This window comes from Pseudoxanthomonas sp. SORGH_AS_0997 (genome assembly GCF_031453535.1).
GTDB classification, from domain to species: Bacteria; Pseudomonadota; Gammaproteobacteria; order Xanthomonadales; family Xanthomonadaceae; genus Pseudoxanthomonas_A; species Pseudoxanthomonas_A winnipegensis.
Window position 1 is genome coordinate 740311 of sequence record NZ_JAVIZI010000001.1, and the last position, 19164, is coordinate 759474.

Here is a 19164-nt window from a genome sequence, read left to right on the forward strand (position 1 = left end):
CCTCATGGCGCCCCGGATCCTCGGGCCAGTGCTCACGCCGGCCGTGCTCGGTGGAACATTCCGGCCTGGTAATCCATGAGCGCCTGCTGGATTTCCTGTTCGGTATTCATGACGAAGGGGCCGCGCGCCACGACCGGTTCACCGATGGGATCGGCATGACCGAACAAGAGCAGTGTGTCCGCTTGAGCCTCCACCATGATCGCAGCGCCGTCGTCGTTGAACCGCACCAAGTGCCACTGGTCCACGACGGTCTCGCCGCCGATGCGGACCGCGCCGCGCACGACATAGAGCAACACCGAGCGGCCTTCCGGTGCGGGAAGCGCAACGCGCGCGTCCCGACGCAACTCGACGGTCGACATGAATACGCCGGTCAACGACGCGATCGGTCCCACCTCGTCAGCAAAGGCCCCGGACACGAGATTCAGATGTCCGGCGCCCTGGGGCAGCGCAATCCTAGGAATTCCTTCGCGCTGCACCCCGACGTAGCGCGGGCGCGTCATCTTCAGGCGAGCGGGAAGATTCACCCAAAGCTGGAGGATCTCCATCGGTCCGCCATCGCGCTTGAACGCCGCGGGCGATAGTTCGGCATGGACCAGGCCGGACCCGGCCGTCATCCATTGCACGCCGCCTGCTTCGATGATGCTTTCGTGCCCGCCGGTATCGTGATGGGCCCAGGCTACCGTCGAGGATGAAGGTCACGGTCTCAAAACCCCGATGCGGGTGCGGGCCGAACGGTAGCCCCGCATTACCCGGCGCATAGGTCTGTGGACCGTGGTGGTTCAGGAACAGGAAGGGATCGATCTGCTCAAGCCGCGGCCCTGGGAGTGGGCGTCGAGTCGTCAGATCGCCGATATCATCCCGCAGAGCCGGATAGACGTTGGCGAGCGTTCGCATGGTTTAGGCCTTGTGCGCGGCGGAGAAGCTCTCCATCGCGGTCGCGTAGGGCGGGGTGGTGGAGGCGTAAAGCGCGCCGTACTGCGTGGCGTCGTTGCGCTGCCATGTTCTCTGCAGTTCGGCGATGAGCGAATTGGTGGTGGTGATGGTCACGCCGGCCTGCGCCATGCGCATCGTCGCGATCTGGGCCACCTGTGGGCTGACGTCGCCGGACGCGTCGATGACGGCGTAGACCTTGTATCCCTCCGCCAGCGCCGACAGCGCCGGAAAGGTGACGCAGACGCTCGTCCAGACGCCGGCGATGACCAGGGTCTTACGCCCGGTGTTCGCGACCGTCTGCCGGAACGCCGGTGTATCCCAGGCGTTCACCTCGCCATTGCGCGGTACAAAAGTCGCCCCTTCGATCTTGGCCGTCTCGGCCACGAGGGGGCCATTGGGGCCTTCCGGCACCGAAGCGGTGGTGATGATCGGCATCGCCAACAGCTTCGCTGCATCACGCAGCGCGGCCACGTTCGCGCGTAGCCGGTACAGATCGATGTCGGCGACCGTCTGGAACAGGCCCGCCTGATGGTCGACGAGCAGCAGGGCCGCGTCATTGGGGTCGGCGAAAACGCTCATTTCGTACTCCTGTGCGTGAGTTGATGAAATGAGTATATGTTCGCCAATAGAGGTATTAAATGCCTTAAAATGCGAACTGGTTGTTCGAGAATCGAGAACGATGCAGCCCACGATCGAAGAGTTGCAAGCCCTGGTGCACGTCGTGGAGGCCGGAGGCGTCGCTGCGGCGGCGCGGCGGATGGGGGTGGCCAAGTCCGTCGTCAGCAAACGCGTGCGCGATCTGGAGACCGCGCTGCGAACCGGATTGTTCCTGCGGCTCGGTCGGCGGCTTCAACCGACCGAGGCGGGCTTGAGAGCGTATGAAGATGCGCTTCCCATCCTTTCTGGGATCGATCGGTTGATGGAGGCCGCAACCGCCGACGTCTCCCGCTTCATCGGGATCATCCGGATGGCGGCGCCACGCAGCTTCGGGCAGCAATGGCTTGCGCCGATCTTGTTCGACTTCATGACGAAGCATCCAGGGATCGAGATCCATCTGGAACTCGATGATCGATTGGTGGATCTTCACGCCGGCGGGTTCGACCTGGCGTTGAGAATTGGCTCTGTCGAGGACAACAGGTTGGCATATCGGCCCGTCGGTATCGCTCCTGCGCGGCTTTACGCCTCGCCTTCTCAATTCGCCGGCTCCACAGCGCTGACGCATCCGAGCCAGCTCGCCGATCACCGCTGCCTGGCCTACGACAACGGTGGAGGCGTTCAGCCTTGGCGATTTGAACCTGCTCGACGAGGCCAGCCCTTTTCCTTCACCCCGGCCACGCGCCTTCGAACGAACGGCAGCGAGGCCTTGGTTGCGGCGGCGGTCGCAGGGTTGGGCATTGCGCGTCTGCCCGACTTCCTTGCGAGCGAGGCCTTGGCTGCGGGACAGCTGCAGATCGTGGACGTGCGCGGCTGGTCTCTACCGAGCGACTCCATCAAGCTGGTCTGGCCGCAGAAGAAGCGCATGAAGCGTGCTGTTTCGGTGTTGCTCGCCGCGATCGCCGAGTCGATTTGAGACTTTCTCGACCTGTCGCCTGGATAGCCGGTCGGGCTGCCTTGAAGCCTTTCGAACAGGCTTGGACGACGATTCAAGACCGGTCAGCTAAGGACGCGTTCTCTCGTTCCTGGCCAGACAAGCGCCAGGAGCAGGGTGGGGAGGGCGACCGCACGGAGGCCAAGAGGGTTTGCCGCCCATCACCCTCTCCGAGCTGCCAACAACAGCGGTTTTCGGCGCATTCGAGCGAAACCATCGCAGGCGCGGCGTGCGTGAAACACCTGGCGAACCCCTGACTTCACGTGCCGCGGGTGATAGGCTGGCCGGCGTTTATCCAGCATCCTTAAGCTTGTGATCCGGTCGGTAGACCGGGCATCGCGGCTCCTTTTGCCATGCGCGCCTCACGGCGCTCGCGGATCTGGCCCTTTGCCTCTCAAGGACCGGACAAGCGCAAGTGGCGATAGACAAGACCTCATCAAGCCCCCTCCCATGACAGAAATGAATGCACAGGCGATCCGCCAGCCGCGTATAGGCTTCGTCAGCCTCGGCTGCCCGAAAGCCCTCGTCGATTCCGAACGCATCCTCACCCAGCTGCGCGTGGAGGGCTATCAGCTGTCCGGCAGCTACGACGATGCCGACGTGGTGGTGGTCAACACCTGCGGCTTCATCGACGCGGCCGTGACCGAGTCGCTGGAGGCCATTGGCGAGGCCATGGCCGAGAACGGCAAGGTCATCGTCACCGGCTGCCTGGGCAAGCGCGCGGACATGATCCGGCAGGCGCACCCGGGTGTGCTGTCCATCAGTGGCCCGGCCGACTACGGCAGCGTGATGTCGGCCGTGCACACCGCCGTGCCGCCGCAGCACAATCCTTATCTGGACCTGATCCCGGCCCCGCGCCTGACCGGCGAGGACTTCGCCGCCGGGGTCAAGCTCACCCCCAAGCACTACGCCTATCTGAAGATCTCCGAGGGCTGCAATCACCGCTGCAGCTTCTGCATCATTCCCTCAATGCGCGGCGATCTGGTCTCGCGGCCGGTGGACGAGGTGCTGCGCGAGGCCGAGAAGCTGGTCAAGGGTGGGGTCAAGGAGCTGCTGGTGGTCTCGCAGGACACCAGCGCCTACGGCGTGGACCTGAAGTACGCCGCGCGCACCTGGCAGGGCCGCGAGTACCAGACCCGCATGAAGGCCTTGTGCGAGGGCCTGGGCGAGCTGGACGCCTGGAGCCGCCTGCACTACGTCTATCCGTATCCGCACGTGGACGAGATCATCCCGCTGATGGCCCAGGGCAAGGTGCTGCCGTACCTGGACATCCCGCTGCAGCACGCCAGCCCGCGCATCCTCAGGCTGATGAAGCGCCCGGGCGCGATCGACAAGACCCGCGAGCGCATCGCCCGCTGGCGTGAGCTGTGTCCGGACATCACCCTGCGCAGTACCTTCATCGTCGGCTTCCCCGGCGAGACGGAGGCCGAGTTCGAAGACCTGCTGGACTTCCTGCGCGAAGTGCGGCTGGACCGCGTCGGCGCGTTCGCCTATTCGCCGGTGGACGGCGCCGGTGCCAACGCGCTGCCCGATCCGGTGCCGGAAGAGGTCAAGCAGGAGCGCCTGGCGCGTTTCATGGCAGTCCAGGCGGAGATCTCGGCCCAGAAGCTGGAAGCCAAGATCGGCAGCGTGCAGCGCTGCCTGGTCGACCTGATCGAGGACGGCATCGCGGTGGCGCGCTCGGCCGCCGACGCGCCGGAGATCGACGGCCTGGTGCATATCCAGGATGGCGAGCAGGCCGGACTCAAGCCCGGCCAGTTCGTCGATGTGACCATCGTGGACAGCGACGAGCACGACCTGTTCGCCGAGGTCCTGCGCCGCGAGCTGCCGGTCCTGTCCTGATCGGCGGGATTTCAGGGTGGGGCGCCTCCTCCTGTAGAGCGGAGCTTGCTCCGCTGGGGCCTGCCGAAGATCTGGCCGGAAGGCAGCGGAGCAAGCTCCGCTCTACAGGTAGGACGCGATGTGATCGGGAGCGACTGCTGCTTCCACCATGCGCTTGCAGGCCTCAGCCTGCGCCGTAATCCACATCCACGATCACATAGCGCTGTATGCCGCCGGGCAACTGCGCCTCGAACTCGTCGTCCAGCCGCTTCTTCAGCATCGCCCGCGCCAGCGGCGAGTCGATGCTGATATGGCCCAGCGCCGCGTCGGTCTCGTCCGGGCCGACGATGCGGTAGCGCGCCGTTTCGCCGGTGACGATGTGCTCGACCTCGATGCGTGCGCCGAAGAACACCGCCTGCGGATCGCTGGGCCGGGTGTCGACCACGCGCAGCGCTTCCAGCCGCTTGCTCAGATAGCGCACGCGCCGGTCGATCTCGCCCAGCTGCTTCTTGCGATAGGTGTACTCGGCGTTCTCCGAGCGGTCGCCTTCGGCGGCCGCCGCGGCCAGCGCCTTGACCACCTCGGGCCGGCGCACGCGCCACAACTCGTCCAGCTCGGCCTTCAGGCGCGCATGGCCTTCGGGCGTGATCAGGGCGGTGCTCTTCTCGGCGGGCGGGCGCCAGCGGCTCATGCGGACAATGCGGTCATGCGGCGGCGCGGCGACGGCGCGCCGCGCGGACGATCAGTGGACGCGCTTGAAGACATACGCGCCGTCCTGGCTGCGCAGCTCATCGGCGCTGATCACATCGAAACGCACGGCCTGGGCGGCCTTGTCGGTGGGCGTCAGCAGCATCACGCCGGTGCCGGCGGGCGACCAGGTGCCGCTGCTGGTCAGCTCGGCGCCGCCGGCCTTGAGGGTCTGCCGGTATTCGCCGTCGGCCTCGATCACCAGGGTCGAGGCATTGCCCTCGAAATCCCCGGCCAGGGCGCTCGCAGCGATGACCACGCCTTGCTTGTCGCTAATTTCCGCCGGGGCGCCGGTGGCAGACGGCGGCGTCTGGGCCGGCGGCGTGGACGCCGGCGCGGGCGTGGTGGCCTGCGGGGTCTGCGCGGGCTTGCAGGCGGCGAGCCCCACGGCGAGAAGGGCACAGCACAGCAGGCGCGATCGTGTCATGGCAATTCCTGAGATCTTCTTGGGGCAGGCGGAGCCTGCGCAGGGGCGAGCTTGGCAAAAAGCGCCGGTGAGTTGAAGCGCGCGGCCGCGCGCGTTCAGCGCCGGCGGCCGCCGAACAGGCCGCCCAGCACGCCGCGCAGGATCTGCCGGCCGACCTGATTGCCCACGGTGCGGGCGGTCTGCTTGGCCATGGCCTCGACCACGCCCTGGCGGCGGCCGTTGCCGAACAGGATGTCCTTGGCCATCTGGCCGAAGCCGCCTTCCTCGTCCTTGGCGCCGGCCTTGCCCACCGGCGGCGCCTGGGCCTGTTCGGCCGCGGTCTGCGCGCGCCTGAGCAATAGCTCGGCGGCGGACTCGCGGTTGACCGCGGTGTCGTACTTCATGCCGACCGGGCTGCCGGCGCGGACCTGGCCGCGCTCGGCCTCGCTGATGGCGCCCATGCGGCAGCGTGGCGGGGCGATCAGGGTCTGCTCGACCGGCATCGGCACGCCCTTGTCCTGCAGCGTGGACACCAGGGCCTCGCCGGTGCCCAGCGAGGACAGGGTGCGCGCCACGTCCAGCTTGGGATTGGGCACGAAGGTCTCGGCCGCGGTCTTGACCGCTTTCTGATCGCGCGGGGTGAAGGCGCGCAGCGCGTGCTGCACGCGGTTGCCGAGCTGGCCCAGGATGTTGTCGGGCACGTCGTCGGGGAACTGCGAGCAGAAGTACACGCCCACGCCCTTGGAGCGGATCAGCCGGACCACCTGTTCGATGCGCTGCTGCAGCGCCGGCGGCGCGTCGTCGAACAGCAGGTGCGCCTCGTCGAACACGAACACCAGCTTGGGCTTGTCCAGATCGCCCACCTCGGGCAGGGTCTCGAACAGCTCGCTCAGCAGCCACAGCAGGAAGGACGAATACAGCCGCGGCTTGAGCACCAGCTGGTTGGCGGCCAGGATGCCGATCACGCCGCGGCCATCGGGCCCCACGCGCATCAGGTCGGACAGCTCCAGCGCCGGCTCGCCGAAGAAGCCGTCGCCGCCGTCCTGCTCCAGGCGCAGCAGGGCGCGCTGGATCGCCGCCACCGAGGTCGCGCTGACCAGGCCGTACTGGGTGGAGACCGCGCTGCGCTCCTCGACCACCAGGTTGAGCAGGGCGCGCAGGTCAGGCAGGTCGAGCAACAGCAGGCCGCGGTCGTCGGCCAGCTTGAACACGATGTCCAGCACGCCGGACTGGGTGTCGTTGAGCTCCAGGATGCGGCCGAGCAGGGTCGGTCCCATCTCGCTCACCGTGGTGCGCACCGGATGGCCGAGCTTGCCGTACAGGTCCCAGAAGATGGTCGGCGAGGCCGCCGGTGCGTAGCCGGGCACGCCGATCTGCGCGGCGCGGGAGGCGACCTTCTCGTTGCCGTCGCCGGCCACGGCCAGCCCGGCCACATCGCCCTTCACGTCGGCCATGAACACCGGCACGCCCAGGCGCGAGAAGCCCTCGGCCAGCGTCATCAGGGTCACGGTCTTGCCGGTGCCGGTGGCGCCGGCGACCAGGCCATGGCGATTGCCGAACTTCGGCAGCAGGTGGACGGGGATGTCGTCGGTGAGGCCCTTGCCCAGCAGGATCGGATCCATGGATGTTCTCGCGTCAGGTGCCGCTGATTTTAGGCACAAGCCAAGCCCGGCTCGCGAACGCACGCGCGCATCTGCATGCATGGCCGCCAACGCGGTGCCGCGCGCGACCTTGCCGCTGCGGCGCGCGCGCGGCTACCCTGCCGGGCCGCTTTTCGCCCGTTCGTGTGCCTGATGCCCTTCCTGTCCCGCGTGGTGCCGCTGTCGTTCCTGTTGCTGCCGCTGCTGGCGGCGCCCGCGCAGGCGCGCGTGTCGGCCCGCGACCAGGCCGCCGCCGACGCGCTGACCCAGCGCATGGCCGCCGCCGAGAAGCGCTACACCGATGCGCTGGTGCTGACCGCCAACGCCGATCCCAAGGGCCAGGCCCAGGGCGATGCGGCGCTGGAGGACATGGAGGACGTGCTGGACGCCTGCACCAAGCAGAAGGGCTGCCAGATGCACACGCTGCTGGCCACCTACAAGCGCCTGCTCAAGGCCCAGGTGGATGCGCGGGGCGAGGACGACAGCGATGACCTGGTCGGCGAGGCCGGCAGCAACGATCCGCTCGACGACGGCACCGACCACAGCGCGCCGGCCAGCGCCGATGTGCCCGATTCGACCCGCACCGCGCGTCTGCTCGACGACGAGCGCCATCCCTTCGACAGCATGGTCGAGTACAACCCGGCCGTGCAGGCGGGCATCCGTCGTTGGCTGACGGACATGCGCGGGCCGCTGATCGACAGCTACGAGAACTACATGAATCTGCGCTCGCAGATGCTGCCGGCCTGGCAGATCACCGGTCTGCCCGAGGCGCTGCTGTTCGGGATCATGGCCAAGGAGTCCTACGGCCGGGTGCACGTGTCCTCGCGCGCGGGCGCGGCCGGGCTGCTGCAGTTCATGCCGGCCACGGGCAGCCGCTTCGGGCTGGGCATGGACGGCTCGGGCTTCGATACGCGCTTCGACCCGTACGCGGCGACCGAGGCGGCCGCCGCGTACATGAACGAGCGCATGGGCGAGCTGGGCCGCAACATCGAATTCGCGCTGGCCGCCTACAACGGCGGGGAAGGGCGCGCGGTGCGCATCTACCGCGAGCATCCGGGCAGCTTCTGGAACGCGGCGGCCTACAACCAGTTCCCGGCCGAGACCCAGGACTACGTGCCGATGGTGATCGCCGCGGCCTGGCTGTTCCTGCATCCCAAGCAGTACGGGCTGCAGTTCCCCAAGGTGGATGCGACCCCGGCACCGCTGAAGCTGCAGCGCACCGCCTCGATCTACGAGCTGACCATCTGCCTGGGCACCGGCCGCACGCGCGAGGGCTTCATGCGCGCCCTGCGCAACCTCAATCCGCGCTACCAGGCCGAGACCTGGATCCCGGCCGGCACCGTGATCAACGCCAACCAGCACATGGTGAGCCTGTACAACCGGCTGTGCGTCAAGGGGCCGACCGCCGAGCTGGCGCACACGCTGGTGACCGCCACGGTCGATTCGGCGATCAAGTACGACGGCCCGCGCAGCACGCGCGTGGCGGTGGGCGATGTCAGCGGCGTGGCGGTGGAGGCGCCGGCCGGCGTGCCGACCACCGTGGCCACCGGCAGCCCCAGGCCGGCCAAGCCCAAGGCCCGGCAGGTGCGCAGCTACAAGGTGGCCCGCGGCGACACGCTGGGCAAGGTGGCCGGCAAGTTCCAGTGCGAGCTGGGCGATCTGGCCAAGGCCAACAAGCTGCGTGCGCCGGCCTACGCGCTCAAGCCGGGACAGACCATCCAGCTGGTCGGCTGCGACCGCTGAGCCCGGCCCGATGGCCGCGCCGCTCGACCTGGTCGGGAGGCGGGCGGGCATGTCCGGTGGATGACATCCAGACTGCTGGTGGCTGAACGAAGCCGCCTGCAGGCGTGCTGCCCCTGTCATCAGTCATGCAGGCACGCGCGTTACCAACCGCTAACCTTGCATGTCGTAGGCGGGGAACACGCCGTCCCCCATCCCGGAGAATCGTTGCATGTCGCGTAAATGGAAGATCGTCCTGTGGACGGTCGTGGTGGTGGTCGTGGTGGTGTTGGGCCTGCGCGCCTGCGGCAAGCGGGGGTTCGGGCGATGCGGAGATGCGCCAGGGCGGCCAGGACAGCGACAAACCGGTCCCGGTGACGGTCGAGCCGGTCACCACCCAGGACGTGCCGGTCTACCGCAGCACCACGGGCACCGTGACCGCCCTCAACACCGTGACGATCAACCCGCAGACCGGCGGGCGCCTGATGAGCCTGGACTTCACCGAAGGCCAGCCGGTCAAGAAGGGCCAGCTGCTGGCGCGCATCGACCCGCGCGAGCTGCAGGCGACCTACGACCAGGCCGCGGCCTCGCGCAAGCAGAACCTGGCCCAGCTGCAGACCGCGCGCGACACCAATGCGCGCCTGACCGATCCCAAGTACAGCCAGTACGTGGCACGCACCGACCTGGACACGCAGAAGAACCTGGTGGCCCAGTACACGGCCGGCGTGGCCGCCGCCGAGGCGCAGATGCAGGCCGCCGCGGTGCAGCTGGGCTATACCCGCATCGTCTCGCCGATCGACGGCATCGCCGGCATCCGCGGTGTGGACGTGGGCAATGTGGTGACCACCAGCTCCTCGATCGTGACCATCACCCAGGTCGAGCCGATCTACGCCTCCTTCAGCCTGCCGGCGCAGGACCTGGACGTGGTGCGCGCGGCCCAGGCGCGCGGCAACGCCCCGGTCGCCGCGCTGGATGCCACCGACCAGCATGTGATCGTCGCCGATGGCGTGCTGGACGTGGTCGACAACCAGGTCAGCGCCGACAGCAACACCTTCCGCCTGCGCGCGCGCTTCCCCAACGCCGACCACGTGCTGTGGCCGGGCCAGTTCGTCAACGTGCGCCTGCAGGTGGACACGCTCAAGCAGGGCATGGTCGTGCCGACCCAGGCCGTGCAGCGTGGTCCGGACGGCGACTACGTCTATGCGCTGGACAGCGACAACACGGTCAAGATGACGCCGGTCACCACCGGGGTGGAGGTCGGCTCGACCCACATCGTGGTGACCAAGGGCCTGACCGCCGGGCAGCGCGTGGTGACCGAGGGCCAGTTCCGCCTCAAGCCCAACGCCAAGGTCAATCCGCTCAAGCCCGGCCAGGCCCCGCCCGAGCCCACCGCCGCCGAGCTGCAGCAGGCCATGCAGGGCCAGCGCGGCGGCGGCCGCCGCGGCCCGCCCGGTCGCTGATCCAATCGATCCACGGCCCGCGCAGTTCCACGCGCGGGCCGCCGCACGACGCTTCGACAGGACGGACTTCCCTTGGGCTTCTCCAGCATCTTCATCCGCCGCCCCATCGCCACCACGCTGCTGATGATCGGCGTGATGCTGCTGGGCATCATGGGCTACCGCAGCCTGCCGGTGTCGGCGCTGCCCGAGATCGATTCGCCCAGCCTGGTGGTGACCACGCAGTACCCCGGCGCCAGCGCGGCGACGATGGCCGCGCTGGTGACCACGCCGCTGGAGCGCCAGCTGGGCCAGATCTCCGGCCTGGACATGATGACCTCCGACTCCTCGGCCGGCCTGTCCACGATCGTGCTGCAGTTCGCGATGGACCGCGACATCGACGTGGCCTCGCAGGACGTGCAGTCGGCCCTGCGTCAGGCCACGCTGCCCAGCGGCCTGCCTTACCAGCCCACCTACAACCGGGTGAACCCGGCCGATGCGGCCATCGTCACCCTCAAGCTGACCTCCGACACGCTGCCGCTGCGCGAGGTCAACCGCTACGCCGACTCCATCCTGGCCCAGCGTCTGTCGCAGGTGCCGGGCGTGGGCCTGGTCTCCATCGCCGGCAACGTGCGTCCGGCCGTGCGCATCCAGGTCAATCCGGCCCAGCTGTCCAACATGGGCATGACCCTGGAGACGCTGCGCAGCGCACTGACCCAGGCCAACGTCAACGCGCCCAAGGGCTCGCTCAACGGCGCCACTCAGACCTACAGCATCGGCACCAACGACCAGATCGACGACGCCCAGGGCTACAACGACACCATCATCAGCTACAAGAACGGCGCCCCGGTGCGCCTGGGCGATGTGGCCAAGGTGGTGGACGGGGTCGAGAACGACCAGCTCTCGGCCTGGGCCGACGGCAAGCAGGCGGTGCTGCTGGAGATCCGCCGCCAGCCCGGCGCCAACATCGTCCAGACCGTGGCCGCCATCCGCGCGCTGCTGCCGCAGCTGCGCACGGTGCTGCCCTCGGAAGTGAAGCTGGACGTGTTCTCCGACCGCACCGAGACCATTCGGGCCTCGGTGCACGAGGTGCAGTTCACCCTGGTACTGACCATCGGCCTGGTGGTGGCGGTGATCTTCGTGTTCCTGCGCCGGCTGTGGGCCACGGTGATCCCCTCGGTGGCGGTACCGCTGTCGCTGGTGGGCACCTTCGGCGTGATGGCCTTCGCCGGGATGTCGCTGGACAATCTGTCGCTGATGGCGCTGGTGGTGGCCACCGGCTTCGTGGTGGACGACGCGATCGTGATGATCGAGAACATCGTGCGCTACATCGAGCAGGGCCGCAGCGGTCCGGAGGCGGCCGAGGAGGGCGCGCGCGAGATCGGCTTCACCGTGCTGTCGCTGACCATCTCGCTGGTGGCCGTGTTCCTGCCGCTGCTGCTGATGCCGGGCGTGACCGGGCGGCTGTTCCATGAGTTCGCCTGGGTGCTGTCCATCGCGGTGGTCATCTCGATGCTGGTGTCGCTGACGCTGACGCCGATGATGTGCGCCTACCTGCTCAAGCCCGACGCGCTGCCCGAGGGCGACGACGCGCACGAGCGCGCCGCGGCCGCCGGCAAGCGCAACCTGTGGACGCGCACGGTCGGCCTGTACGAGCGCACCCTGGACTGGGTGCTGGCGCGGCAGAAGCTCACCCTGGTCGTGGCCCTGGCCACGGTGGTGGTGACGGTGCTGCTGTACATCGCCATCCCCAAGGGCCTGCTGCCCGAGCAGGACACCGGCCTGATCACCGGTGTGGTCGAGGCCGACCAGACCGTGGCCTTCGAGCAGATGCAGGCGCGCGTCCAGGCCGTGGCCGAGGCGCTGCGCCGCGATCCGGCGGTGACCGGCGTGGCCGCCTTCATCGGCACCGGCACCATGAACCCGACCCTCAACCAGGGCCAGGTCAGCATCGTGCTCAAGGAGCGCGGCCAGCGCGAAGCGCTGGAGACCGTCGTGCCGCGCCTGCAGAAGGCCGTGGCCGCCATTCCCGGCGTGGCCCTGTACCTGAAGCCGGTGCAGGACGTGACCCTGGACACGCGCGTGGCCGCCACCGAGTACCAGTTCTCCCTGTCCGACGTGGACACCGCCGAACTGCAGACCCAGGCCGACCGCATGACCGCCGCGCTGCGCCAGCGGCCCGAGCTGTCGGATGTGGGCAACAACGCGGCCAACGCCGGCCGCGCGCTGCTGGTGGACGTCAACCGCGACACCGCCAGCGCCCTGGGCGTGCCGATGCAGAGCATCGACGACACCTTGTACGACGCCTACGGCCAGCGCCAGATCTCCACCATCTTCACCTCGCTCAACCAGTACCGCGTGGTGCTGGAGGTGGCGCCGGAGTTCCGCACCCAGGACGCGCTGATGAACAAGCTGGCCATCGCCAGCAACGGCAGCGGCGCGCTGACCGGCACCAACGCGACCGTGCTGGGCCAGGTGACCTCGTCCAACTCGGCCACCGCCACCGGCATCGGCAACCCCAACACCGGCATCACCGTGGGCAGCGGCGGGGCGATTCCGCTCTCGGCCCTGGCCACCGCCAAGGTCGGCACCACGCCGCTGGTGATCAGCCACCAGCAGCAGCTGCCGGCCACCACGATCTCCTTCAACGTCAGCCCCGGCTATTCGCTGTCGCAGGCGGTGGCGGCGATCAACGAGGTGCGCGATCAGCTGGACCTGCCGCAGACCATCCGCACCGAGTTCATCGGCAAGGCGGCCGAGTACTCGACCAGCCAGTCCGACGTGGTCTGGCTGCTAATCGCCGCGGTGGTGGTGATCTACATCGTGCTGGGCGTGCTCTACGAGAGCTACATCCACCCGCTGACCATCATCTCCACGCTGCCGCCGGCCGGCGTCGGCGCGCTGCTGGCGCTGTGGCTGTGCGGCTTCAGCCTGTCGGTGGACGGCATCGTCGGCATCGTGCTGCTGATCGGCATCGTCAAGAAGAACGCGATCATGATGATCGACTTCGCCATCGAGGCCCGGCGCACGGGCCTGAGCGCGCACGATGCGATCCGCCGCGCCTGCCTGCTGCGCTTCCGCCCGATCATGATGACCACCGCCTGCGCGCTGCTGGGCGCGCTGCCGCTGGCGCTGGGCGACGGCATCGGCTCGGAGCTGCGCAAGCCGCTGGGCGTGTCGATCGTCGGCGGTCTGCTGCTGTCGCAGCTGGTGACGCTGTACACCACGCCAGTGATCTACCTGTACATGGAACGCGCCTCCGAGCGCGTCCAGCGCTGGCGCGATGCGCGCGCCGCGCGTCATGGCGCGCCGGCGCCGGAGGCCGGCTGACGCTCGCCGCAAGGCGATCGTCCGTCGAGTAGCGCGCCCATGGTCCGCCGCGTCAGCCTGTCCTCCATCTTCATCCGCCGCCCGATCGGCACCTCGCTGCTGGCCGCGGGCGTGTTCGTCATCGGCCTGATGTGCTACCTGCGCCTGGGCGTGGCGGCGCTGCCGTCGTTGAGCATTCCGGTGGTGTTCGTCGGCGCCAGCCAGTCCGGCGCCGATGCCAGCACGATGGCCTCCACGGTGACCGCACCGCTGGAGCGGCGCCTGGGCCAGGTGCCCGGCGTGGACACGATGCGTTCGAACAGCTCGGAAGGGCGCTCGAACATCTTCCTGAGCTTCAATTCGAGCCGCGATATCGATTCGGCCGCGCAGGACGTGGCCGCCGCGCTCAGCGCCGCCAGCGCGGACCTGCCCTCGGGCATGGGCACGCCCGGCTACCAGAAGGCCAATCCCAACAACGATCCGCTGATCGCCATCGCGCTGGTCTCCAGCACCCAGTCCACGGCCGAGCTGTACAACCTGGCCGACTCGCTGCTGGCCCAGCGCCTGCGCCAGATCACCGGCGTGGCCTCGGTGGACATCGCCGGCGCGTCCACCCCGGCGGTGCGCGTGGACGTCAACCTGCGCGCGCTCAACGCGCTGGGACTGACACCGGACAGCCTGCGCAACGCCATGCGCGCGGCCAACGTGGTCTCGCCCACGGGCTTTCTGTCCGACGGCAAGCAGACCGTGGCGATCATCGTCAACGATTCGGTGCGCAAGGCCGCCGACTTCGCCAACCTGGCCATCGCCAACCAGAATGGCGTGATCGTGCGCCTCAAGGACGTGGCCCGGGTCTACGACGGCCAGCAGGACGCCTATCAGGCGGCCTGGTTCAACAAGCAGCCGGCGGTGGTGATGTATGCGCAGATCCGCAGCGGCGCCAACACGGTCGAGACGGTGGACCGCATCCGCGCCCAGATTCCGCTGCTGCGCGAGTACCTGCCGCCCGGCACGACGCTGACCCCGTACTACGACCGCACCCCGACCATCCGCTCCTCGCTGCACGAGGTGGAGATCACCCTGCTGATCAGCCTGGCGATGGTGGTGCTGGTCATGGCGCTGTTCATGCGCCGCCTGGCGCCGACCCTGATCGCCACCATCACCGTGCCGCTGTCGCTGGCCGGCGCGGCGGTGGTGATGTACGTGCTGGGCTATACGCTCAACAACCTGAGCCTGCTGGCGCTGGTGATCGCGATCGGCTTCGTCGTCGACGATGCGATCGTGGTGATCGAGAACATCATGCGCCACCTCGATGCGGGCATGTCGCGCATGGAGGCGGCGGTCACCGGCGCACGCGAGATCGGCTTCACCATCGTCTCGATCACCGCTTCGCTGATCGCGGTGTTCATCCCGGTCATGTTCGCCCCGGGGATGATGGGCGCGTTCTTCCGCGAGTTCACCGTCACCCTGGTGGCGGCCATCGGCGTGTCGGCCATCGTCTCGCTGACCCTGACCCCGACCCTGTGCAGCCGCTTCCTGTCGGCCCACCCGGTCGAGGAGAAGCCCTCGCGGCTGGGCCGCACCATCGAGGCCGGGCATGCGCTGATGCTGCGCATCTACGTCAAGTGCCTGGACTTCAGCCTGCGCCACGCGCTGCTGCTGGCGCTGACGCCGCTGATCCTGATCGGCCTGACGATCTTCCTGTTCGGCAAGGTCAAGTCCGGCAGCTTCCCGCCGCAGGACACCGGCCTGATCTGGGGCCGCGCCAGCTCCAGCGCCACGGTGTCCTTCGCCGACATGAAGGAACGCCAGGCGCGCATCACCGACATGCTGATGGACGACCCGGCGGTGAAGATCGTCGGCGTGCGCCTGGGCAGCGGCTGGTCCGGCCAGCGCGCGCAGTTCAACATCGAGCTCAAGACCCGCGCCGAAGGCCGCAAGGACACCACCGCCCAGGTGCTGGCGCGGCTGAGCCTGAAGGCCGACAGATACCCCGACCTGGACCTGCGCCTGCGCGCGGTGCAGGACCTGCCCAGCGATGGCGGCGGCACCGGCAACCAGGGCGCGCAGTACCAGAAATCGCTGCAGGGCAACGACCAGGCCGAGCTGGCCCTGTGGCTGCCCCGCGTGGTGGCCGAGCTGAAGAAGAACCCCAAGTTCCGCGACGTCTCCAGCGACGTGGACGAGGGCGGCCTGCGCCAGAACATCGTGATCGACCGCGCCCAGGCCGCGCGTCTGGGCATCACCATCGGCGCTATCGACGGCGCGCTGTATGGCGCCTTCGGCCAGCGCTCGGTGTCGACCATCTATTCCGAGCTCAACCAGTACTCGGTGGTGGTCAACGCGCTGCCCAACCAGACCGACACGCCGGCGCAGCTGGACACGGTCAAGCTCAAGGCGAGCGACGGGCAGATGGTGCCGCTGAGCGCGCTGGCCAAGCAGGTCGACGGCCTGGCGCCGGCGCAGATCACCCATCTGAACCAGTACACGGTGATGGACCTCAGCTACAACCTCGCCCCGGGGGTGAGCAGCGGCGAGGCCGATGCGATCTTCAAGTCGGTGGTGGAGGGCATGCGCATGCCCGGCGACATCAAGATCGCCGAGGACAGCGGCTGGCAGATCGCCATGCAGCCCAACTCGATGCTGATGCTGGTGTTCGCCGCCATCCTCACGGTCTACATCGTGCTGGGCATGCTCTACGAGAACCTGGTCCACCCGGTGACCATCCTGTCCACGCTGCCGGCCGCCGGCGTGGGCGCGCTGCTGGCGCTGGTGGCGACCAACACCGAGCTGTCGGTGATCTCGATGATCGCGCTGGTGCTGCTGATCGGCATCGTCAAGAAGAACGCGATCATGATGATCGACTTCGCGCTGGTGGCCCAGCGCGAGCATGGGCTGACCCCGGCCCAGGCCGCGCGCGAGGCCTCGATCGTGCGCTTCCGCCCGATCATGATGACCACCATGGTCGCGTTGCTGGCCGCGGTGCCGATCGCGATCGGCCTGGGCGAGGGCTCCGAGCTGCGCCGGCCGCTGGGCATCGCGATGATCGGCGGCCTGCTGTTCTCGCAGAGCCTGACCCTGCTGAGCACGCCGGCGCTGTACGTGATCTTCTCCTGCCTGCAGCAGCATTGGCGCAACTGGCGTGCGCGCCGTCGCGAGAAGAAGCTGGCGCGCCGCCGCCAGCGCCTGGCGCAGCAGGCGGGCTGAGCGCTGGGCGCAGAGGCGGGCGATCCCGCTTCTCTTGCTCCGGCAAGCCCGTCGCTCACGCATCGAGGGCGCGCGGCGATGTCCGCGCCAGCCGGGTCTGTTGCGCGACCGCAGTGCCCGCCCGCTGAAAACGCTTCAAGCGTGAACCACGGCGCGCTTTGCGCTTCTCGCGCGGCGAGCTTCAAGCGACTGCAATCTGCGGCGCGCACAGTGGCTCGCACAGGGCGCACGAGGAGCCAGCCATGCAGGCGATTCCATGCGGCAGCCGTCTGCCGCGGATCTTCATCGATCTCCAGGCCGAGCAGGCGTACTGGCAGGACTGGTACCTCAACCTGCCGCGCGCCGGCGACGCGCGCGATTTCGCCGGCTACTGGCCGGTGATCGGCGCGGTCTACGGCATCTATCTCGACGCTCCCGGCTGGGACTCGGACCGCGCGCAGGCGCGCTACGCGCGCTGCGCGGCCGTGCAGCGGCGCGGCCTGAGCGAGCGCGAGGCCAGTGAGGTGTTCTCGCAGGTGTGGGGGCGCATCAGCGGCGAGCGCCTGGGCCGCGCGGCACTGGATCGCGGCGCCCGCCGCTACGCGGGCTAGCGGGCGCGATCATTGAAGCTGGCGGTGTACCGCAGGGCGGCTCCCGCCTGTAGAGCGGAGCTTGCTCCGCTGGGGCCTTCCCCACGAACCGAACGAAGCGCAGCGGAGCGAGCTCCGCTCTACAGACGGGCGGCTGCTGGATTTGAGGAGATCGTCGCCCCCCCCCAAGCGAGCGTGCCTCTCGGACGGGCGCGCCGCCTTGAATCAGGGGCCTGTCCGCCTCGCCAGCGTCTGTCCCAGCCGTACCGGCGTCTCGGCGCCCAGGTTGGGGGCCAGTTCGGCCACGCCCGGCGGCAGCAGCACGATCACGGTCGAGCCGTAGTTGAAGCGCGCCATCTCGCCGAAGCGCTCCAGCACGATGCCGCGGCCGCGCCAGTCCTTGCGCGTGATCGAGGTGGCGTACTCGGGGATCTCCACGCCGCTCCACACCGTTTCCACGCCCGAGACCAGCATCGCGCCGACCATCACGCAGGCCATCGGCCCGAAGTCGGTGTCGAAATGGCACACCAGCCGCTCGTTGCGCGCGAACAGGCCCTGCACCCGGGCCACCGCATCGGTGCCCACGCTGAACAGGCGGCCGGGCACGTGCACGGTCTCGCGCAGCGTGCCGGTCCAGGGCATGTGCACGCGGTGGTAGTCGCGCGGGGACAGGTAGACGGTGACGTAGCGGCCGTGTTCGAACGGGGCCGCGTCGGCCTCGCTGCCCAGCAGCGCGGCGGCGGTGAAGTGCCGGCCCTTGGCCTGGAAGATGCGGCCCGATTCGATCGGTCCGCACTGGCTGATGTGGCCGTCGGCCGGCATCAGCAGGGCGCGCGGATCCGGATCGGGCGTGCGCGCGCCGGGCTTCAGGGCGCGGGTGAAGAAGGCATTGAAGGTGGGGTAGGCGGTCGGGTCGGGCTGCGCGGCCTCGGCCAGGTTCACGTTGAACCTGGCGACCACCGTGTCGATCAGCCGCTGCTTGATCGCCGGGTTGTCCGAATAGGCCAGCTTGCGCGCGGCCGAGGACAGCAGCCGGTGCGGCAGCGCGTAGGTGAGGGTGGTGACCAGGCTCACGGGGTCATGGCCCGGGTCAGCTTGAGCATGTCCGCGGCGATCGGCGCGGGGGCGAACGGCGGCTGGATGATGCCGGCCATGCGGGCCTGCGGGTCGAGCACGACGATCTGTGCGGAATGGTCCATCGAATAGTCCTGCGGGTTGTCCTTGTAGTGTTCGCCCGGCACCTTGACGAACAACAGGCTCAGCGACCTGGCGAAGGCTTCCAGCGTGGGCACGTCGGCGGTCGCGGCCAGGGTGTCCTTGTGGAAGGCGTGGGCATATTCGCCGGTCTTGATCGGCGTGTCGCGCTCGGGATCGACCGAGACGAACAGCACGCGCGGCCGCGTGCTCTCCGGCAGGCCGGCCCACTGCTTCTGCGCCTGCGCCAGCTGGGCCAGCGTGGTCGGGCATACGTCGGGGCAGAAGGTGAAGCCCAGGAACACCAGCGTCCAGTGGCCGCGCAGCTCGCCCTGGGTCAGCTGGGTGCCGTCGGACTGGCGCAGCGAGAACTCCGGTAGCGGCCGCGGCGTGGGCAGCAGGGTCACCGCCTGCGTGGCCGGCCATTGCGCATTGCCGGCGGTGGAGGGCCCCAACAGCTTGTTGGCCGCCAGCACGCCGAGCACGCCGGCCACCACGATCAACACCAGGACGCCGAAGCTGCGTTTGGACATCTCGATACGTTTCCCGTGCAACGAAGGGGCATGATACCGGGCCGGCCCCTTATAATCGGCGA

13 protein-coding genes and 1 pseudogene are annotated in these 19164 nt (G+C 68.7%); 7 read left to right on the forward strand and 7 right to left on the reverse strand.

All coding sequences use genetic code 11. The annotated features are described in order from the left end of the window. Positions 1-32: 32 nt before the first annotated feature. Both QE438_RS03450 and QE438_RS03455 read right to left on the reverse strand, forming a co-directional pair. On the reverse strand, positions 33-614 hold the full coding sequence (locus tag QE438_RS03450; RefSeq protein ID WP_309736160.1) for a pirin-like C-terminal cupin domain-containing protein: 582 nt from the start codon (positions 612-614) through the stop codon (positions 33-35). Between the two features lie 283 nt (positions 615-897). Beyond that, on the reverse strand, positions 898-1512 hold the full coding sequence (locus tag QE438_RS03455) for an isochorismatase family protein (protein WP_306992536.1): 615 nt from the start codon (positions 1510-1512) through the stop codon (positions 898-900). Positions 1513-1612: 100 nt separating this feature from the next. Between QE438_RS03455 and QE438_RS03460 the strand changes: the two genes are divergently transcribed. Continuing rightward, entirely contained in the window at positions 1613-2503 is an 891-nt protein-coding gene (locus QE438_RS03460) for a LysR family transcriptional regulator (RefSeq protein WP_306992534.1), read from the forward strand. 468 nt (positions 2504-2971) lie between these two features. Beyond that, positions 2972-4363, forward strand: a complete 1392-nt coding sequence (gene rimO, locus QE438_RS03465) for a 30S ribosomal protein S12 methylthiotransferase RimO (RefSeq protein WP_306992532.1) — start codon at positions 2972-2974, stop codon at positions 4361-4363. A 163-nt stretch (positions 4364-4526) separates the two neighbouring features. Here rimO and greB read toward each other — a convergent pair whose 3' ends face one another. The 3 genes from greB to QE438_RS03480 all read right to left on the reverse strand — a co-directional run bounded on the left by greB (position 4527) and on the right by QE438_RS03480 (position 7198). Beyond that, positions 4527-5033, reverse strand: a complete 507-nt coding sequence (gene greB, locus QE438_RS03470; protein ID WP_306992530.1) for a transcription elongation factor GreB — start codon at positions 5031-5033, stop codon at positions 4527-4529. A gap of 51 nt (positions 5034-5084) precedes the next feature. Then, on the reverse strand, positions 5085-5516 hold the full coding sequence (locus QE438_RS03475) for a hypothetical protein (RefSeq protein WP_306992528.1): 432 nt from the start codon (positions 5514-5516) through the stop codon (positions 5085-5087). A gap of 95 nt (positions 5517-5611) precedes the next feature. Then, positions 5612-7198, reverse strand: coding sequence for a helicase HerA-like domain-containing protein (locus QE438_RS03480; RefSeq protein WP_306992526.1), 1587 nt, complete (start codon positions 7196-7198; stop codon positions 5612-5614). 90 nt (positions 7199-7288) lie between these two features. Between QE438_RS03480 and QE438_RS03485 the strand changes: the two genes are divergently transcribed. The 5 genes and pseudogenes from QE438_RS03485 to QE438_RS03505 all read left to right on the forward strand — a co-directional run bounded on the left by QE438_RS03485 (position 7289) and on the right by QE438_RS03505 (position 17396). After that, positions 7289-8878 carry a transglycosylase SLT domain-containing protein gene (locus QE438_RS03485; RefSeq protein ID WP_131660792.1) on the forward strand — a complete coding sequence of 530 codons (1590 nt, stop codon included), beginning with the start codon at positions 7289-7291 and terminating at the stop codon, positions 8876-8878. A gap of 208 nt (positions 8879-9086) precedes the next feature. Continuing rightward, positions 9087-10314, forward strand: a pseudogene (locus tag QE438_RS03490) (efflux RND transporter periplasmic adaptor subunit). A 72-nt stretch (positions 10315-10386) separates the two neighbouring features. Next, complete coding sequence (locus tag QE438_RS03495) at positions 10387-13620, forward strand: efflux RND transporter permease subunit (protein WP_306992524.1); 3234 nt, start codon at positions 10387-10389, stop codon at positions 13618-13620. Between the two features lie 39 nt (positions 13621-13659). After that, positions 13660-16806, forward strand: a complete 3147-nt coding sequence (locus QE438_RS03500) for an efflux RND transporter permease subunit (RefSeq protein ID WP_307184024.1) — start codon at positions 13660-13662, stop codon at positions 16804-16806. Between the two features lie 242 nt (positions 16807-17048). Continuing rightward, positions 17049-17396, forward strand: coding sequence for a hypothetical protein (locus QE438_RS03505; RefSeq protein WP_130529611.1), 348 nt, complete (start codon positions 17049-17051; stop codon positions 17394-17396). 204 nt (positions 17397-17600) lie between these two features. Here the strand turns inward: QE438_RS03505 and asd are convergent, their stop codons facing one another. Together asd and QE438_RS03515 are read right to left on the reverse strand one after the other, a co-directional pair. Further along, positions 17601-18449 carry an archaetidylserine decarboxylase gene (gene asd / locus QE438_RS03510; protein WP_306992522.1) on the reverse strand — a complete coding sequence of 283 codons (849 nt, stop codon included), beginning with the start codon at positions 18447-18449 and terminating at the stop codon, positions 17601-17603. After that, on the reverse strand, positions 18446-19102 hold the full coding sequence (locus QE438_RS03515; RefSeq protein ID WP_306992520.1) for an SCO family protein: 657 nt from the start codon (positions 19100-19102) through the stop codon (positions 18446-18448). The genes asd and QE438_RS03515 overlap by 4 nt, the downstream gene beginning before the upstream one ends. Positions 19103-19164: the final 62 nt, after the last annotated feature.